The sequence below is a fragment of the Streptosporangium sp. G12 genome, assembly GCF_052983175.1.
The window spans coordinates 183,286-199,791 of record NZ_JBRIQO010000013.1; the positions used below are offsets into that span (position 1 = coordinate 183,286).

Annotated in this window: 12 protein-coding genes; 1 reads left to right on the forward strand and 11 read right to left on the reverse strand. The window is 72.8% G+C overall.

Features of this window, described 5'->3' with window-relative positions; translation table 11 throughout:
• Positions 1 to 58 precede the first annotated feature (58 nt).
• The 10 genes from ACVCAG_RS21155 to ACVCAG_RS21200 all read right to left on the reverse strand — a co-directional run bounded on the left by ACVCAG_RS21155 (position 59) and on the right by ACVCAG_RS21200 (position 12,340).
• Positions 59 to 1,615 carry a PepSY-associated TM helix domain-containing protein gene (locus tag ACVCAG_RS21155; RefSeq protein ID WP_447190142.1) on the reverse strand — a complete coding sequence of 519 codons (1,557 nt, stop codon included), beginning with the start codon at positions 1,613 to 1,615 and terminating at the stop codon, positions 59 to 61.
• 351 nt (positions 1,616 to 1,966) lie between these two features.
• The gene (locus tag ACVCAG_RS21160) at positions 1,967 to 2,509 is read right to left on the reverse strand and encodes a hypothetical protein (RefSeq protein WP_440081561.1); all 543 of its coding nucleotides are present in this window, start codon (positions 2,507 to 2,509) and stop codon (positions 1,967 to 1,969) included.
• Between the two features lie 104 nt (positions 2,510 to 2,613).
• On the reverse strand, positions 2,614 to 3,732 hold the full coding sequence (locus ACVCAG_RS21165; protein WP_447190143.1) for a CU044_5270 family protein: 1,119 nt from the start codon (positions 3,730 to 3,732) through the stop codon (positions 2,614 to 2,616).
• A complete protein-coding gene (locus ACVCAG_RS21170; protein ID WP_447190144.1) occupies positions 3,725 to 4,438 on the reverse strand; it encodes an RNA polymerase sigma factor in 714 nt (237 codons plus the stop codon). The genes ACVCAG_RS21165 and ACVCAG_RS21170 overlap by 8 nt, the downstream gene beginning before the upstream one ends.
• A gap of 239 nt (positions 4,439 to 4,677) precedes the next feature.
• Positions 4,678 to 6,501, reverse strand: a complete 1,824-nt coding sequence (locus ACVCAG_RS21175) for a GH39 family glycosyl hydrolase (RefSeq protein ID WP_440081565.1) — start codon at positions 6,499 to 6,501, stop codon at positions 4,678 to 4,680.
• 49 nt (positions 6,502 to 6,550) lie between these two features.
• Positions 6,551 to 8,164, reverse strand: coding sequence for a glucoamylase family protein (locus ACVCAG_RS21180; RefSeq protein WP_447190145.1), 1,614 nt, complete (start codon positions 8,162 to 8,164; stop codon positions 6,551 to 6,553).
• Positions 8,165 to 8,185: 21 nt separating this feature from the next.
• Positions 8,186 to 9,055, reverse strand: a complete 870-nt coding sequence (locus ACVCAG_RS21185; RefSeq protein ID WP_447190146.1) for a carbohydrate ABC transporter permease — start codon at positions 9,053 to 9,055, stop codon at positions 8,186 to 8,188.
• Positions 9,056 to 9,111: 56 nt separating this feature from the next.
• Entirely contained in the window at positions 9,112 to 10,059 is a 948-nt protein-coding gene (locus tag ACVCAG_RS21190; protein WP_440081568.1) for an ABC transporter permease subunit, read from the reverse strand.
• 2 nt (positions 10,060 to 10,061) lie between these two features.
• Positions 10,062 to 11,312 (reverse strand): sugar ABC transporter substrate-binding protein, encoded by a 1,251-nt coding sequence (locus ACVCAG_RS21195; RefSeq protein WP_447190147.1) that lies wholly within the window; start codon positions 11,310 to 11,312, stop codon positions 10,062 to 10,064.
• Positions 11,309 to 12,340 (reverse strand): substrate-binding domain-containing protein, encoded by a 1,032-nt coding sequence (locus tag ACVCAG_RS21200; protein ID WP_440081571.1) that lies wholly within the window; start codon positions 12,338 to 12,340, stop codon positions 11,309 to 11,311. Before ACVCAG_RS21200 ends, ACVCAG_RS21195 begins: the two co-directional genes overlap by 4 nt.
• Before the next feature lie 338 nt (positions 12,341 to 12,678).
• Between ACVCAG_RS21200 and ACVCAG_RS21205 the strand changes: the two genes are divergently transcribed.
• Positions 12,679 to 15,681, forward strand: a complete 3,003-nt coding sequence (locus ACVCAG_RS21205) for an AfsR/SARP family transcriptional regulator (protein WP_447190148.1) — start codon at positions 12,679 to 12,681, stop codon at positions 15,679 to 15,681.
• A gap of 160 nt (positions 15,682 to 15,841) precedes the next feature.
• Here the strand turns inward: ACVCAG_RS21205 and ACVCAG_RS21210 are convergent, their stop codons facing one another.
• Positions 15,842 to 15,985 (reverse strand): hypothetical protein, encoded by a 144-nt coding sequence (locus tag ACVCAG_RS21210; RefSeq protein WP_440081575.1) that lies wholly within the window; start codon positions 15,983 to 15,985, stop codon positions 15,842 to 15,844.
• Positions 15,986 to 16,506 lie beyond the last annotated feature (521 nt).

Below are 16,506 nucleotides of genomic sequence, written 5' to 3' on the forward strand. Positions count from 1 at the left end.
GGTCACTCGTCCCCGGCCGGTCCGGTCCTGGAGGGTCCTCGGCCGCCGCCGGCGAGTCTCAGCCGGAGACCCCGGCCTCGGGCTTGCTCGGCTCGCCGGGCTCATCCGACCCGCCGGGCTCGCCGGGCTCGTTCAACGTGCCGGCCTCGCCGGGCTCGCCGGTTTCCGGCTTCCCCGCGCGCGACGCCGCGACCCTGGCCAGGACGACGTCGACCACGAGGAAGGCGAGCAGCGAGATGCCCAGCAGCGGGAGGAACACGCCCACCGCGACCGCCACGGCCGCCAGGGGAAGGACTACGGCGAGGGGCAGCCGCCGCAGGCCGCCGCGCTCGTAGGGGACGCCGAAGCCGCGGGTCGGGCGGCGCAGCCACCACATGCGGTAGCCCCACACGATGACCGAGATCAGCGCCACGGCCAGCGCGGCCAGCAGGATCTGGTTGACCAGGCCGAACAGCACTCCCATGTGCCCGTCGATGCCCCACCGGGTCAGCTTGGCCCCGATGGGGAAGTCGTCGAAGCGCAGCTCCGCGACCGCCTGGCCGCTTGCGGCGTCGACCGCCACCTGGTCGTTGCGCTGCGGCCAGAGGCGGTCCGTCTCCTTGACGACGTACGGGTCGCCGGACTCGGCCGGCCAGACGATCTCCAGGGGTCCGGACAGGCCCTTGCCCGCCGCCGCCTGGACGACCTGGTCGGGGTCGGCGGCCGGGGCGGCGCCCGCGTCCCCTCCGGCGTGGCCGCCGTGGTCACCGTGGCCGCCGGAGACGGGCATCGACGGGGTGTCCCAGCCGATCGCCCTCTGGATCACGTCGACGTTGGCTCCCGCGTACTTCGACCAGGTCAGGCCGGTGGCCGACAGGGCGAGCAGGCCGACCAGCGCCCACAGGCCGACCGAGCCGTGCCAGGAGAGGGTCTTGCGCCGGCCGCGGGCGCCGCGCTCGGGGGCGACGAGGCGGCGCAGCCGCTGACCGGCACGGCGGCGGCGGGTCAGCCACAGCACCAGGCCGCCGAGCCCGACCAGCCACAGCCAGCTGGCGGCCGTCTCGCTGTAGATGCGTCCCGGCTCGCCCAGGTGCAGGTGGCGGTGGAGCTGGGAGATCCAGGTTCGCACGGGCAGGGCTCCCGAGCCGCCGTAGCTCTCCAGCGACCCGCGGACCTGGGCGGTGTACGGGTCGACGAAGACCGCCGTGCGGACGCTCTCCGCGAGGCCGGGGTCGTTGAACAGCACCCGGGTCGTCGCGTCAGGCTCGTCGTAGGTCCATACGGCTCCGACCGTTCCCCCGGGATGCGCGGCGGTCGCGGCCGCGACCTGCCGCGCCAGGGGCAGCTTCTGCTGCCCGGCCGGTACGGGGACCGTCAGCTCGTGGGAGTGGACCACCTTCTCCAGCTGGAAGGAGGCGGCGTACAGCAGGCCGGTCGTCGCCGCCACCAGCAGGAAGGGCGCGACGAGGATCCCGGCGTAGAAGTGCAGGCGGAGCAGGAGCGAGCGCAGCGTCGCCCAGGTGGAGGGCACCGGGGACACCGGGGACACCGGGGACACGGGGGACACGGGGGGCACGGGGACCGGCGAGGGGCCGGACGGCCCGGTCCCGGGCTGGATCTCGACGTCGGACGTCATGGGGAAGGGTTCTCCGTTCGCAGGGAACGCGCGCACCGTCGGGTACGCGGCACCGCGGTGTGAGGTTCGATTCGGCGTCGCGGCAGGGCAGGCGGGATTCCGGCTCTCACCGGCCGGAGGCATGGCGGGAGCCGGGCTCGCGGCCCGTTGGCGTTGGCGTTGGCTGGTGCCGCCGGGTACCACCGGGAACCGGTAGGCGCCGGCGGGCGCCGGTGTGGCGGCACTCGGGCTCACCGACCGGGAAGGGCGCGACGGCGCGACGGCGCTACGACCCGCGGTCGGGAGGGGTACGGCGCCCGGAGACGCGGGCCCGGCGAGGGCGCGACGGCGTCCGGGCGCGACGGCCCGATGTCAGACGGCGTACGAGGCCGCGGGCGGCCCGCGGCGCGAGACGGCGGCGGCGAGCAGCCGGGTGACCGGTGGCACCCGGTCGCCGGGCGCGGCGGGGAGCGCGACGAGGCAGGTGACGGGCGCGCGCCACCGCAGCAGGGTGAGGACCGGGGCGAAGAGCAGGAACAGGAGTGTGGCCAGGCCGCACTCCCCCCGCTCCAGCCAGTGTGCCGACAGCACCGCCGTCACGGCGTGCACCAGCAGCATGAACAGGCCGGTGGACAGGTCACCGGCGCCGTGCTCGTGCCCGGTCGACGGTGGTACCGCGCCGGAGGTGAACCACAGGTGCATGCCGTACTGCGCGGCGAAGCTCGCCCCCAGCAGCATGCCGAAACCACGCCGCCGCCGGGCGAGCGCGAACGCGCCCGCCGCGGTCGGCAGCACCGCCCAGACCAGCACACCCGGTCCCACCGGGCTGCCTCCGGCCAGCACGTGCATGGCCAGTGACGCCGTCACGCACACGACCGCGAACACCGCGGCGCGAACAAAACGGAAGGCGTACATGGGGCAATGGTGACAGAGAATGATGAATTCGCCAGCCCTTGAACTGTTGATAAGAGTGTGGATTAATACCACTCGATCCGTGCGTCACCATCGCACGGTTCGTGCTAGTCGCGTGCTCCTTGTGTGCCGGTCGCGGGGTCGACGCCGCCGGACGCGGGGCCGGCCGCCTCGGGCGCGCTGTCGGTCACCTCGACCTTCAGTTGCGCCGTCGAGGTCAGCAGGGTGCCCTCCGGCGCCCCCGCCCTGGCGGCGTCCGTCGCGACGACGCGCTCGCCTAGGTACAGGTGGGTGGTGGAGTCGAAGATGTACTCGTGCCGCACCCCGCCGAGCTTGTTGGCCATGGCCACCGCGACCCCCTCGCGCCCGGCCGCGTCCTCGGCCCGGTCGACGGTCTCGACGCCGGGGATCGTACCGGCCGCCCGGAACAGCGCGGCCCGCTGGGCGGACGGCATGTACGCCTGCGTGATCATCGAGCCGACGTTCCCCCACGCCTTGTAGTCGGCCAGGGGGTCCTGGGCCAGACCCCGGTAGAGGTGCTCGCGCATCCCCGCGGGATCGGTGGGCAACCGGCTCAGGTAGGCGTAGTCGGTGCGCTGGTGCTCGGCACGGATGTCGTGGCCGGTGAACCTCGACGGCGGCGCGCCGCCGCCCTCCCGCCGTTCGGCCTCGGCGGGCAGCGGCTCCCCGGGGAACGGCTCCGGCTCCAGATGCCTGCTCGACGTGACCCCCTCCATGGGGGAGCCCTCGACCGGCAACCACACCTTGAACAGCACGCGGTCGAAGAAGCGGACCTCCTTGCCGCCCTCCCTCAGCTTGACCGGGAACATGCTCTGTATCTCGTAGGCGAGGAACTGGCCGGGCTTCGGGTCCAGCTCGTCCCGCTCGCCCGCGGTGTCGGCGGCCCGCTGGAGGACCGCCGACATGGCCACGGGCGCCACCCGGACGGTCGTCTCCGGCCGGGAGGCCGGGCCGGTCTCGACGAACCCGAGTCCCACGACCACCGCGGCCCCGGCCCCCAGCACCAGGCTCGTTCCCAGGCTCGTTCTCAGGCTCAGCCGGAGGTTCCTCCGGAGGCCGGCCGGACGGCGGGCCCCGGGGCCGGCCGGTGTCGCGCCGAGGGCGGCGATCTCCGACAGCAGCCGCCGCTCCTCGGCGCGCAGTTCCGCCGGGTCCGGCCGGGGCACCTCCGAGCGCAGCCGGTTCACCTGGGTCATCTCATCCATGGAAGGTCTCCTCGTTGACGGACGTGGGGTCGACCCCGCCGAGTTCCTCGCGCACCTTGCTCCTGGCCCGGTTGACGCGCGAGCGGACCGTGCCCACCGGGATGTCCATCGCCTGGGCGGCCTCCGGGTAGGTGAGACCGCCCCACGTCACCAGCAGCAGCACGTCCCGGTGGCCCGCGGGCAGCCTCGCCAGGGCGGCGGCCAGCCTCCTTCGCGCGGCACCGGCGCTCAGCCGCTCGTCGCTGCGCTCGGTGAACGGTGCGGTCACCGGGTCGACGCCGGTCCGTTCGAGAACGCGCAGCCGCCGCACCTCGACGCGCTTGTGCCGCCTGATCAGGTTGGTCGCGATGCCGTACAGCCACGGGCGCGCGCTGGGCTGCGCCGGGTCGTAGCCCTCCCTGCCGCGGAACGCCACGAGGAAGGTGTCCGCCACGACGTCCTCGGCCGCGTCGGCGCCCAGCCGCCGGGTGACGTAGCGCTTGATCTCCGGCGCGTGCCGGTGGAAGACCGCGGCGAACGCCTCCGGCTCCCGCCGCGACCGCACGACGAGGGAGGCGTCGTCGGCCTCCGTCCCATCGACGGGGGAACCGGCGGGAGAGAGGTCGCGGTCCCCCGCCCCGCCGGTGGGGGAGGTGTCCCGGTCCTCCGCCTCATCGACGGGGAGGATGCCGCCCGCCCCCGTCCGGGTCCGGCTCGTTTCGCTCATATCCGGCCTCTCGGCTCTCGGTCAGGACACCCGTTGTTGCCCTCCCGCGTGCCCGCGGTTCCCGAAAACGACCAGGCAATCCCGCCGGAAGTGAGATCGACCGGCCCCCGCCCCGGTACGCGCCCCTCCGAACCCGGTGAAGCGGGGCGCGCGCCTCCCGCGCGCGCTCCCGCACCGGCGGCCGTATCGACGGCCGTATCGGCGACCCCTCCGAGGGCTCGGGGGGACGCGCGTCCCCGTCACGCCGGGGTCAACTCCAGGTAGGAGACGGCGGGCATGGGCAGGGAGAACTCCAGCCGCAGGATCCCGTCCGGCGCGTGGAGGGTACGGGCGGGTTCCAGCTCGTCCAGGCCGTTCGCGGCGCGGAGCCGTTCCCACTGCTCGCCCTCGGGCCAGTCGGCACCCCCGCCGACCTCCGCCCAGACCGCCCGGATGTTGGAGTGCCGCTCGTCGATCCGGTGGTGGCTGACCGCGTAGTCCCCCGCGGCCAGGCCCTCGACGGTGAGGGCGATCTCGCGCGACAGGATCTCCGCGCCGTCGGCCCGGTCCTGGTCGAGGGTGCCGTTCCACACCAGCACCCCGACGGCGCCGGTGGCCGAGCGCGCCGCCCACGCCTCGACTCCCGCGACGTCGCCGCCGGCCGAGCAGGCGAGCTCGTCCTCGCCCAGCCGGTCGGCCAGGGTGAGCGCGAGGTAGCGGGGCTTGCGCAGGTTGCCGACCGTGAGCAGGCCGAACCCGCCGTGGAAGAGCGCGGGCGGGCGGCCCAGCTCCTCGAAGTGGTCCGAGGCCACCCAGTGGGCCAGCGCGTCCACCCGCCCGGCCGCCGACCGCATCCCGTGCAGCAGGAACGCCGCCCCGAACGGCCCGTCGCCGATGCCGTGGAAGTGGGTGGGGGTCGGTCCCCACTCCGTCCACCAGATCGGCGTGCCCGCGCGGCCGTGCCGTTCCAGGGCGGGCCGCCAGTCGAGCGGGGCGTTGCCGTAGGTGTGGGTGGAGACGAAGTCGAGCGCCGCGCCCGAGGCGTCCACGTGGTCGATGAGTTCCTGGACCCAGCCGTTGGCCGCCGACGACGGGCCGCCGACGCGGATGTCCGGGTGGACGTCCTTGACCGCCGCCGCCGACACGTCGTACAGGCGGAAGAACTCCTGTGGCGTACCGCTCCAGAAGACCTCCAGGTTGGCCTCGTTCCACACCTCGAAGGCCCAGTTGTCGACCACCTCGCGCAGGCCGTACCGGTCGACGAGGTGCCGGGTGAGGTCGCGGACCAGGTCGCCCCACCGGTCGTAGTCCCTGGGCGGCGAGATGATCGCCTCGTAGCCGAAGACCGTCTTCGACGGGTCGGAGGCGAGGTCGCGCGGCATGAACGACAGTTCCACGATCGGCCGCATGCCGAACGCGGTGATCGTGTCGTAGACCTCGTCCACCCGGCTGAAGTCGTGCACGGGCTTGCCGTCCTCCTCCCGGTAGACGCCGAGGTCGTCGCAGAGGATCGCGTGGGCGCGCACGGTCTCGACGCCCAGCTCGTCCCGCATCGTCCGCAGCGCCTCGGTCAGCTCGGGACCGATCGGGCGCCCGCCCACGGTGTCGGCGGACAGCATGTACGACAGGTGCTCGGAGCCGATCATGTACTTCCACGGCCTGGGCAGCGGCCGCGTGCTCACCGAGGCGTCGACCCGCAGGACCGTCGCGCCCGGCTCTTCGAGCGGCGCGGCGAACACCGCCTCGGTGAGGGGGCCGGTCCGCTCCATGGTGGTGACGGCGGCGACCCGGTACCAGGCGGGTTCCCCGCGCGTGTCGACGTAGCGCGGATCCGGCACGGCCGGCACGTCGACGTCACGCTGCTCGGTCGGGGTGTACGGCCCGTCCTCGGCGGGCGCGCGGTGGACGAGGTAGCCGATGGCCCCGGCCACCGGTTCCCAGGTCAGCGTGACGTGCCCGCCTCCGCTGTCGGCGCGCAGGCCGCGGGGGGCGGCGACCTCGACCCCTCCGGCCGCGGCCACCTCCCCCGACGGCCGGTAGATGCGGGCCTGCCAGTCCCGGTGTGCGGCGTCGGCCGTGCTCATTGATGTCTCCCCGATGGTCGATGGGTGGATGTGCGCGTTGGGCCACGGCTCACTTGGGAGGCACGACGGCCCATTCCTCCAGGCGCAGCACGGGGGCGAGCCTGGCCGTGACGTCGCGGGTGGCGAAGTGGCGGCGCAGGCTGTCGTCCGCGAGCGCGTTGCCGAGCGCGATCATGATCATTCCCTGGTCGAGGGCGAGATACTGCTTGGCGACCTTGCCGCTGCGCACGGCGACCGCGTCGTAGAAACCGCCGGGCCCGTAGGCGTCGAAGTTCGCCCTGAGCCTGGCGAGGTTGGCGAGAGCCGCGTCGGGCGCGTGGCGCAGCGCGAGGAACGACGCGTGCGGGGTGACCACGCCGTCCCCGTACGACGCCGGTTCCGGAGCTCCCTCGCGGCATCCCTCGAAGCCGTAGTCGACGGAGGTGCGCTCCTGGTCGGAGGTGTAGCCGGGGGTGTCCATGCCGATCGCGTCCACGCCGTACTCGCGGTAGCCCCCGGCGGGGTCGTTGGACGGGGAGAAGCCCCAGTAGCCGTACTTCGCCTCGTTCATCCCGTGCTCGATCTGGGCGGCGATGTAGACCGGCTGGTTGCGGCCCCAGCTCCTGGCGCCCCAGACGTCCTCCGGCACGAGCTGGGTCACCATCAGCTCCTCGAACATGCTGCCGCCCCAGGTGGGCACCAGGCGCATGCCGCGGTAGCCGTAGGTGCCCTCGAAGACGTTGACGCCCATGTACGTGCGCCAGGCGCCGACCGGCTTCTGCTCGGCCCACGACCAGTCGCAGGTGTCGGGGAAGGTCCGCCACATGCCGTAGTAGTGCTCGGGCGGGAGCTGGCCGAGGACGATGCCGACGTAGCTGGCGATCCTGGCCTCGGTGAGCGCGCCGTAGTGGTGGCAGGTGGAGTGGACCGTGGTCCCCGAGCCGTTGTAGTCGCTCTCGACCGAGCAGCCGGTGGGCTTGTCCGGCCAGAACCCGCCGCGCAGCAGGCCGGTGCCCGCGTCGGGGCGTGCCTGCGGGTCGTAGTAGGACTCGAAGTCCATGCTCCTCGCCAGCGCCCCGGCCTGCTCGGAGACCTCGGGCACGGCGCTTCTGAGCATCATGAGGGCGGCGGCGAGCCAGCCGTTGTCGACGCTGGACAGGAACGGCTGGACGGCTGAGCCGTCCTCCGGCCAGGTGCGGACGATCTGGAGCGTGCGCGGGTCGTACCAGTTGTAGAACTGGCCGGTCGGGGCGTGCCGCTCCAGCTTCGCCGTCGAGGCGAGCGTCCTGGTCACGCGGCGCAGGGCCTCACCCCTGGAGATGAGGCGGGTGTCGCGGGCGGCCACCGTACTCCACAGGTAGGTGGCGATGTTGGTCGGCGAGGTCACCTTGGCGCGGGTGGCGGGGTCGAGCGAGCCGTCGATCTTGTCGGAGGGCAGCCCGGTCGCCGGGTCGGCCATCGCGGCCATGGACTTCCAGGTGTCCGCGGCGTAGCGGCGCAGCAGCTCCCGCTGCCGCCCCGCTGTCAAGGGGACATCGGGGGTGACGAGGGGAGACGCGGAGGGGGAACCGGAGGGGGCGGGGGATGCGGGGGGTGCGGGGGTAGGGGCGGCCGAGGCGGGAGAGGGGGCGGCCGTGATCAGGGCGAGGCAGGCCGCCAGGGCGGCCACGTGACGACGACGCACGGGTGCTCCTTACGTGGGGGGTTACTTGAGTCCGGTGGAGGCGATTCCCTGGGTGAAGAAGCGCTGCAGGAAGACGAAGAGGACCAGGACCGGCAGCACGACGACCACCGCCCCGGCGATGAGCAGGCCGTACTGGGTTCCCTGGTAGCCGTTGAAGATCGCCAGCGCGACGGGCAGCGTGTACTTGTCCTCGCTCTGGGCGACCACCGCGGGCCACAGGAAGTTGTTCCACGAGCCGAGGAACGTGATCAGGCCGAGCGTGGCGAGCGCGGGCTTGCAGAGCGGCATGACGATCCTGAAGAAGATCCGGAACTCCCTGGCGCCGTCGACCCGCGCGGCGTGGATCAGCTCGTCGGGGATGTCCGCGATGAACTGGCGCATCAGGAAGATGCCCAGCGGGGTGACCAGGCCGGGCAGGATGATCCCGAGGAAGGTGTTGACCAGGCCGAGCTTCGCGATGAGCACGAACTGCGGGATCATCACCACGATGGCGGGCAGCGCCATCTGCGTGAGGACCAGCGCGAAGAGCACGTTCTTGCCGCGGAAGGCGAGCTTGGCGAAGGCGTACCCGACCATCGAGCAGAACAGCAGGTTGCCCGCGACGGTGGCGAGGGCCACCACCGCGCTGTTGACGAACACCTGCGTGATGTTCATCTTCTCCAGCAGCTCGCCGTAGTTGCCGAGCGTCCACTGCACCGGCAGCAGGTCCGGCGGTGTCCGCCTGATCTCAATCTCCGGCTTGAACGAGGTGAGCAGCGTCCAGGCGAACGGGAGCACGACGAGCACGAGCCCGACGCTGAGCAGCGCGTACGTGGAGAAGCGGCGTTTCACGAGGGCCTCGCGGCCCGGAGCGGGTCTCGCGGTGGGCTTCCGCCCCGGCGCCGGTTTCACGCCGGCCTCCCGGCCCGGGGCCGGTTTCGCGGGGGCCTCCCCGCCCTGAACGGGCCTCATCTGGACCTCCCGACCCGGAACTGCAGGACCGCGAGGGCCACGATCACGGTGAACAGGACGCTCGCCGCGGCGGCGGCGTAGCCGTAGTTGCCGGAGCCGAACTGGTTGTAGATGGCGAGCGACGCCGAGGTGGTCGCTCCCGCCGGGCCTCCCTGGGTCATCACCAGCGGTTCCTCCATGAACTGGGCGAACCCGATGGAGCTGTAGACGGTGCAGAACAGCAGCGCCGGGCGGAGCATCGGCAGCGTGACGGAGCGGAACCGCTCCCAGCGTCCGGCGCCGTCGACCTCCGCCGCCTCGTACAGCTCCCTGGGGATGCCCTGCAGGGCGGCCAGCAGGACGACCATGTCGAAGCCGAAGCTCCGCCAGGCGGTCATGACGATGATCACAGGAAGCGCCAGGTTCTCGTCGGCGAGCCAGCGGGGGCCGTCCACGCCCACCGCCGCGAGCACCTGGTTGACCAGTCCCGCGTCGGGTTCGAGCAGGAACCTCCAGGCCACCGCGACGCCGATGATGCTGGTGACGTACGGCAGGTAGTAGCCGAGCCGGAAGAACGCGGCGGGCAGCCGGGCGATCCCGGAGTTCAGCGCCACGGCCGCGCCCAGGCCGAGGGCGATGGTGAGCGGGAGCGCGGTCACCACGAAGATCAGCGTGTTGACCGCGGCTTTGCGCATGAGCTCGTCGTCGAACAGCCGCAGGTAGTTGTCGAGCCCGACGAGGTTCACCCCGAGGGGGTCGCGCACGTCGGTGCTGCGCATGTCGGTGAAGCTCATGCCGAGCTCGACGAGGAGCGGCCCCGCCCAGAAGACCGCGAACATCACCACGAAGGGCGTCACGAAGATCCAGGCCAGGCCGGTACGGCGGAACCCTCCCCCGGATCGCCGCTCCCTGACGGGAGCCGGTCCGGTGGGCTCGCGCGAGCCCACCCGCTCGCTGACCACCATGGTCAGACCCCGGTCCCGATGGTCTCGGCCTGCTCCTGGACGCGCTTGGCCGTCTCCTCGGCCGTCTGCTTGCCCAGGGCCATCTTCTCGACCTCGGTCTCCATCACCTTGGCCACCTGCTCCCAGGTCGGGACGGCGGGGACGGCCTTGGCGTTCTTGAGCTGCTCGCCGAAGACGGTGACGCGCTCGTCGGCGGTGAGCGCCGGGTCCTGCCAGGCGGCCTCGACGCTGGGCAGCGCGTTGACCTTGGTGTACCAGGTGGCCTGGACCTTGGGGTCGACGAGCCAGCGCAGGAACTTCCAGGCGGCCTCGCGGTTCTTCGCGTCCTTGAAGACCACCATGTCGCTGCCGCCGACCAGGCTGGGGCCTCCGGCGCTCCCCTTCGGGTAGGGCGCGACGGCGAACTTGTCGCCGAAGCCCTCGCCGCCGTCCTTCTCCAGGCCCGCGATCATCCACGGCCCGGAGTAGAAGGCGCCGACCTTCCCCTTGACGAACGTCTGCGGGAAGGCGCCGGTCGGCTGGTCGGTGCTGGCGAGCCCGCTCTCGAAGAACGAGCCGTACTGCTTGAGCGCCTTGACCATCTCGGGGGTGTCCAGCGTCCACTTCCCGTCCGCGATGATCTCGCCCCCCGCCTGCCACACCAGCGGCAGCACCTCCTGCCAGGAGCCCTGCCGGAAGTTCTGCTCGACGCCGAGCGAGGCGCCGCCCCTCTCCTTGAGGGCCTTCACGAAGGCGGTGGTCTCCTCCCAGGTGGCGGGCGGCTTCACCGACGCCTTCTCGGCGAGGTCCTTGCGGTAGTACAGGGCGCGGGTCTCGACGTACCAGGGCACGCCGTACGCGGTCCCCTCCACCTCGACCGTGCCCCACGCGCCGGGGAAGAACGCCGACTTGTCGATCAGGTTGGCCGGGGTGGGGTCGAGGGCGCCGGTCTTGGCCATCTCGCCCATCCAGGTGCTGCCCAGCATGGTGACGTCGGGGGTGGCGTTCCCCGCGATGGCCGCGGTGATCTTGTCGTGGGCGACGTCCCAGCCGAGCGCGGTCACCTTGATCGTGATGCCGGGGTTGGCCGTCTCGAAGTCCTTGGCGAAGGCGCCCAGCGCCTCCCCTTCGGCCCCGATCGCCCAGACCGTGACCTCGCCGGCGGCCTTGCCGGTGTCGACGTCCCTCGCCTGCTCGGCGGCCCCTCCGGTGCTCCGGCCGCATCCGGCGAGCACCAGCCCCAGCGCGAGGATCCCGACGGCGTACTTCTTCACTTTTCCTCCAGGGGGTGAGGCCCGCAGCTGGATCGGACGATCAGCTGGGTGGGGAGAATCTCGGAGTTCGGGACGGTGCGGGTGCCCTTGATGAGCTCGTCCAGCGCGCGGGCGGCGCGGGCGCCGAGCAGGCGCATGGGCTGGCGCACCGTGGTGAGGGCGGGCCTGGCGTGGCGGGCGGCCATGATGTCGTCCCAGCCGGTGATCGCCACGTCGCCGGGCACGTCGAGGCCGAGCTCCTCGGCCGCCAGGATGACGCCCAGGGCCACCTGGTCGTCGGCGCAGATCACCGCCTCGGGACGGCGTCCGTCATCGGGTTTCCCGCCGAGCAGCGCACGCCCCGCCGCGTACCCGCCCTCCACGGTGAGCTCGCAGGGCAACGGCGCCGGAGGCCGGATCCCGTGGCCGGACAGGACCCGTCTGACCCCTGTCCAGCGCTGGGTGACGTCGCCCCGGTCGTCGTCCCCGGCCAGGGCGAAGGTGGTGTAGCCGTGACCGAGCAGGTGGGTGGCGAGCGCCTCGGCCGAGGCGGTGTTCTCGCTGGAGACCGCGTCCGCCCGTTCGACGGGATCGCGCGCGAGCAGGACCAGCGGGGTCCTGCTCCTGACGATCTCGTCCACCAGGGCGTCCTCGACGGTCCTGCCGAAGATCACCATGCCGTCCACCCGGCCGACGAGGTCCCTGACCAGGTCCTGCACCGCGGCCCGCCCGCGGGTGGACAGGATGAGCACTGAGCGGCCGAGCTCGGCGGCCACCTCCTCGTACCCGAGGAGGACCTCGGCGAAGTAGGGGCCGGACAGGTCGGGGAAGACGATCCCGTTGGCCGCGTGGCGGCCCTGGGCCAGGGAGACGCCGAGGCGGCTCGGGGTGAAGCTGAGCTCCTCGACCGCCCTCAGCACCTTCTCGCGCGTTCCGGCCGCGACGGGGCCGGTGTTGCGCAGCGCCCGGGAGACGGTGGCGATGGAGACGCCCGCCCGCTGCGCGACCTCGTAGATGGTCGCGCCCTGACCTTCGTCGCTGTTTGACACCCGTCGTCCGATCTGCCGGGAAGTGGAAGCGCTTACACTCGGCGGCGAGGGAGAGTGGAAGCGCTTACAGTTGGATGACCGGAGTCAATCACCGGACGGAATCATCAGTAAAGGCTTGTTACGTCACCGTTACCAAATAGGCACGGCGATATTCCGGGATTTGTGAGACTTGTCAGGAAAAAAGCAATCCTGCCGCCTCCCGATACGAACGAACGCCGGTTGACTATCGCCAAAAGATCATCCGGGCTATCCTCGCCGGAATCGGGCAGTCCATGACCGCCAGGGCGTGGCACCGTCCACCTCGCCCCCTGAGATCCGTGAGCCGTTCGGGGAGCTTGATGAGATTCCAGGTGCTCGGCGATGTGACGATCATCGCCGACGAACGTCCCGTGCCCCTGTCCTCACGCAGGCAGGAGCAGCTGCTGGCGCTCCTCGTCTGCGCGCGAGGGCGCGTCGTGCCGGCAGAGAACCTGATCGACGCGCTGTGGGGCGAGCGGCTCGGACCCCGCGCGGGCAAGAACCTGCAGGTGCTCGTGCACCGGCTGCGCAGGACGCTCGACGCCCCCGAGCGGATCCGGCACGACCGCTCGGGCTACGCGCTGTCCGCGCGGCCCGAGGAGGTCGACGCCTGGCACTTCGCCGACCTGACCGAGCGCGCCAGGCGGGCACTGAACCGGGGGGAGCCGGAGGCGGCGTCCGTCCTGCAGCGGGAGGCGCTCGCGCTGTGGAACGGCCGGGCCTTCTCGGGACTGGACGGCGTGGCCCAGCTGGCGGAGGCGGCCGAACGCCTGGAGCAGGACCGCAGGCGGGTACTGACCGAGCGCATCGACACCGACCTGGCGCTGGGCAGGCACGCGGAGGTCATCCCCGAGCTGCTCTCGATGGTCGCGGAGGATCCGCTGGTGGAGTCCACGACCGCGCGGCTGATGGTGGCGATGCACCGGGCCGGGCTGCGTACGGAGGCGCTGGAGACCTACCGGCGCACCCGTACCGTCCTGGCCGAGGAGCTGGGCCTGGAACCGGGACCGCAGCTGCGCGCGCTGGAACAGGCCATCCTGCGCGGGGATCCCCGGGTCGACCTGAACCCCCGCCCGGAAGCGGCACCGGAGATGGACCCGGCCCCCTCTCCCCCGGTTCCGCCCCCGCCGGCCCCGCCGGCCCCGTCCCTGCTCCCCGCCGGGGTGGGCGACCTCACCGGGCGCGACACCGAGCTGCGCTGGCTCCTCTCCGTCCTGCGCGACCGCCCCGCCTCCGGACCGGTGATCTGCGCCATCTCCGGCATGCCGGGGGTGGGCAAGAGCGCGCTGGCCCTGCAGGCCGCCCACGACCTGCGGGACGCCTTCCCCGACGGCCGGCTGTACGTGAACCTGCGCGGCGCCGGAGCCGAACCGGTCGAGCCGTCGCACGCGCTCAGCCGGTTCCTGCGCGCCCTCGGCGTGGCGGGGACGGCCGTTCCCGACGGCCTGGACGAGCGCGCCGAGGTGTTCCGCGCCCACCTGTCCGACCGACGCGTGCTGGTGCTGCTGGACGACGCCGCGAACGAGGCCCAGATCGAGCCGCTCATCCCCGCGGGGAACGGCTGCGCGGTGGTGGTCACGAGCCGCGGCGCGCTGACCGCCCTGCCCGGCGCGCAGCGGCTCGCGCTGGGGGTGCTCGGAGAGGCCGCCGCCGTCCGGCTGCTGGGTACGATCACCGGCCGGGTCGAGCTGGCCGCCGACACCGCCACCGCCGGGCGGCTGGCCGAGCTGTGCGGGCATCTCCCCCTGGCGCTCAGGATCGCCGGGGCGCGGCTGGCCGCCCGGCCGCACTGGAGCGTCGACCGGCTGGTCTCCCGGCTCGCCGCCGAACACGACCGGCTCGACGAGCTCACCCACGGCACCCTGTCGGTACGGGCCAGCCTCGCCCTCGGTTACTCCGGTCTCGACGAGCCCGGCCGCACCCTGTTCCGCCGCCTCGCCCTGGTCGGGACGCCCGACTTCGCCGGCTGGGTCGCCGCGGCGCTGCTCGACGCCGGCCCCCGCGCCGGATCGCGCGCCACCGGGGAGATGGACGCCGAGGAGGTGCTGGAGAGGCTCACGGAGGCTCAGCTCGTCGAGTACGCGGGCCAGGACGGCATCGGCGAGCCCCGCTACCGCGTCCACGACCTGGTGCGGCTGCACGCCAGGGAGCGCGGCGAGATCGACGATCCTCCCGGCGCCACCGTCGCCGCGCTGACCCGGCTGGCGGGAGGGTATCTCGCGCTCGCCGAACGGGCGCACCGGCGGCAGTACGGCGGCGACTACACCGTCCTGCACGGCGGCGGGCCGCGCTGGGACTGCGGGGAGGCCACCTCCGACCGCCTGCTCGCCGACCCGTCCGGCTGGCTGCGCGGCGAACGGCTCGGCCTGGTGGCGGCGGTGGAGCAGGCCGCCCGGCTCGGCCTGAGCGAGATGTGCTGGGACCTGGCGATGACGGCGGTCACCCTGTTCGAGGCGCAGGGCCACTTCGACGACTGGCGGCACACCTCGGAGACCGCGCTGGCCGCCGCCCTGCGCGCGGGCGACCGGCGCGGCGAGGCGGCGATGCGCTACTCGCTGGGCACACTCGCCCTGTTCCGGCAGCGCTACACCGACGCGCGACCGCACCTGGAGGCCGCGCTGCCGCTCTTCGAGGCGGTGGGCGACCGGCACGGCCAGGCTCTCACCCTGCGCAACGCGGCGCTGATCGAGCGGGTGGAGGGACGGGTGGAGACCGCGCTCGACGCCTACCGTCGGGCGTTGCGCATGCTCCGCGAGGTCGGCGACCGGCACGCCGAGGCCCATGTGCTCGGCAGCATGGCCCAGATCCACATCGAGCACGACCGCCCCCGCACGGCGGCCCCGCTCCTGGAGACGGCGCTGGCCGTCTACCGCGACCTGGGCAACGCGCGAGGAATCGCGCAGATCCTCAACAGGCTGGGACTGCTGCACCTGCGCCAGAACGACCCGGCGCGGGCGAAGGACGCGTTCGGGCAGGTCCTGCTCGCCGCCAGGTCGGCCGGAGACCGCATCGGCGAGGCGTACGGCCTGCTCGGGACGGGCGAGGCCGAGCTGCTGGCGGGCGAGTTCGACAGCGCGGCCGGCCTGCTCGACGCGGCGCTGCTGCTGGCCGAGGGGCTCGGGGAGCCCTTCGTCGCGGCCCGCGCCCGCCTGGCCCGCGGGCGGCTCGCCGCCGAGCGCGGCGAGCACGGGCAGGCCGCGACCCTGCTGGACCGGGCGGTGAGGGAGTTCGCCGACATCGGCCTGCCGGTCTGGCACGAGCGGGCGCTCGAGGCCCGGCGCGCCCTCGACGGCATGCTCTCCGCGCCGCCCACCCCCTGCTGACCGGACGGGAGCGCGGCCGGGCTGGATGTGCGACCCGGTTGCGCGGCCGGACGGGTGCACGAGGCCCGGGGGGTACACGGCCGGACGGGAGCGCGGCCGGACGGGAGCGCCGAAGCCCCTCGCCCGGCCGCTTCACACGACGCCGGTCCCCGCCGGTGAGCTACTCGCCGGGATCCATCCAGTGGCTGTCATAGTCGGGCTTGGTGACCTGATCATGCAGATCGATCGCCGCGGCCGGCGTGGCGCTCGCGCCCAGCAACCCGGCCACCATCAGCGCCAGCAACCCCGTCTTGATCTTCTTCATCTTTCTCCTTGATCGTCAACAGATCGGCGCCATACCCCGCAGGCGTTGGTGATCGATAGCAAATCACGAGCGCCAGGTGTCGCGTATGGGATCTCGCTGTTGAACTTCTCCCCCTTCGAGCCGTTATCGCCCTTCCCCTGGCGAAGGCTGACGGTCGGACGAAAAGACCGGTTCCGCCGGCCTGGGCACCGGACCTCGGCCCACCCGCCGCTCGACGCTGAGCGGCGGCTGCTTCCCACCGGCGATCAGTGCCCGGTGCCCGGCCGCCGGTGCCGGACGTCCGGCGCGAGCGGGCCCGCGCAGAAGTGACCGGCACCCCTCGGTGGAGCCGCGATGACTACGTACAACCCCGTTCCCGGTGTCAGGCCGCAACAGCCCCCGTAGCCGCTACGGCGGCGACCCCGGCGCGATGTGGCCCACCCGATGTCGTTCCCGGCCGGTGGCCCACCCGATGTCGTTCCCGGCCGGTGGCCCACCCGAGGTTCCGGGCGGTTCCCCGACCGATGGGAAGCGAGACGACA

Excerpts from the sequence above, each read along its gene's own strand:
- ACVCAG_RS21165 (WP_447190143.1), bottom strand. The coding sequence starts at position 3,732 with ATGGATGAGATGACCCAGGTGAACCGGCTGCGCTCGGAGGTGCCCCGG.
- ACVCAG_RS21205 (WP_447190148.1), top strand. The coding sequence starts at position 12,679 with ATGAGATTCCAGGTGCTCGGCGATGTGACGATCATCGCCGACGAACGT.
- ACVCAG_RS21190 (WP_440081568.1), bottom strand. The coding sequence starts at position 10,059 with ATGGTGGTCAGCGAGCGGGTGGGCTCGCGCGAGCCCACCGGACCGGCT.
- ACVCAG_RS21170 (WP_447190144.1), bottom strand. The coding sequence starts at position 4,438 with ATGAGCGAAACGAGCCGGACCCGGACGGGGGCGGGCGGCATCCTCCCC.
- ACVCAG_RS21155 (WP_447190142.1), bottom strand. The coding sequence starts at position 1,615 with ATGACGTCCGACGTCGAGATCCAGCCCGGGACCGGGCCGTCCGGCCCC.
- ACVCAG_RS21160 (WP_440081561.1), bottom strand. The coding sequence starts at position 2,509 with ATGTACGCCTTCCGTTTTGTTCGCGCCGCGGTGTTCGCGGTCGTGTGC.
- ACVCAG_RS21175 (WP_440081565.1), bottom strand. The coding sequence starts at position 6,501 with ATGAGCACGGCCGACGCCGCACACCGGGACTGGCAGGCCCGCATCTAC.
- ACVCAG_RS21210 (WP_440081575.1), bottom strand. The coding sequence starts at position 15,985 with ATGAAGAAGATCAAGACGGGGTTGCTGGCGCTGATGGTGGCCGGGTTG.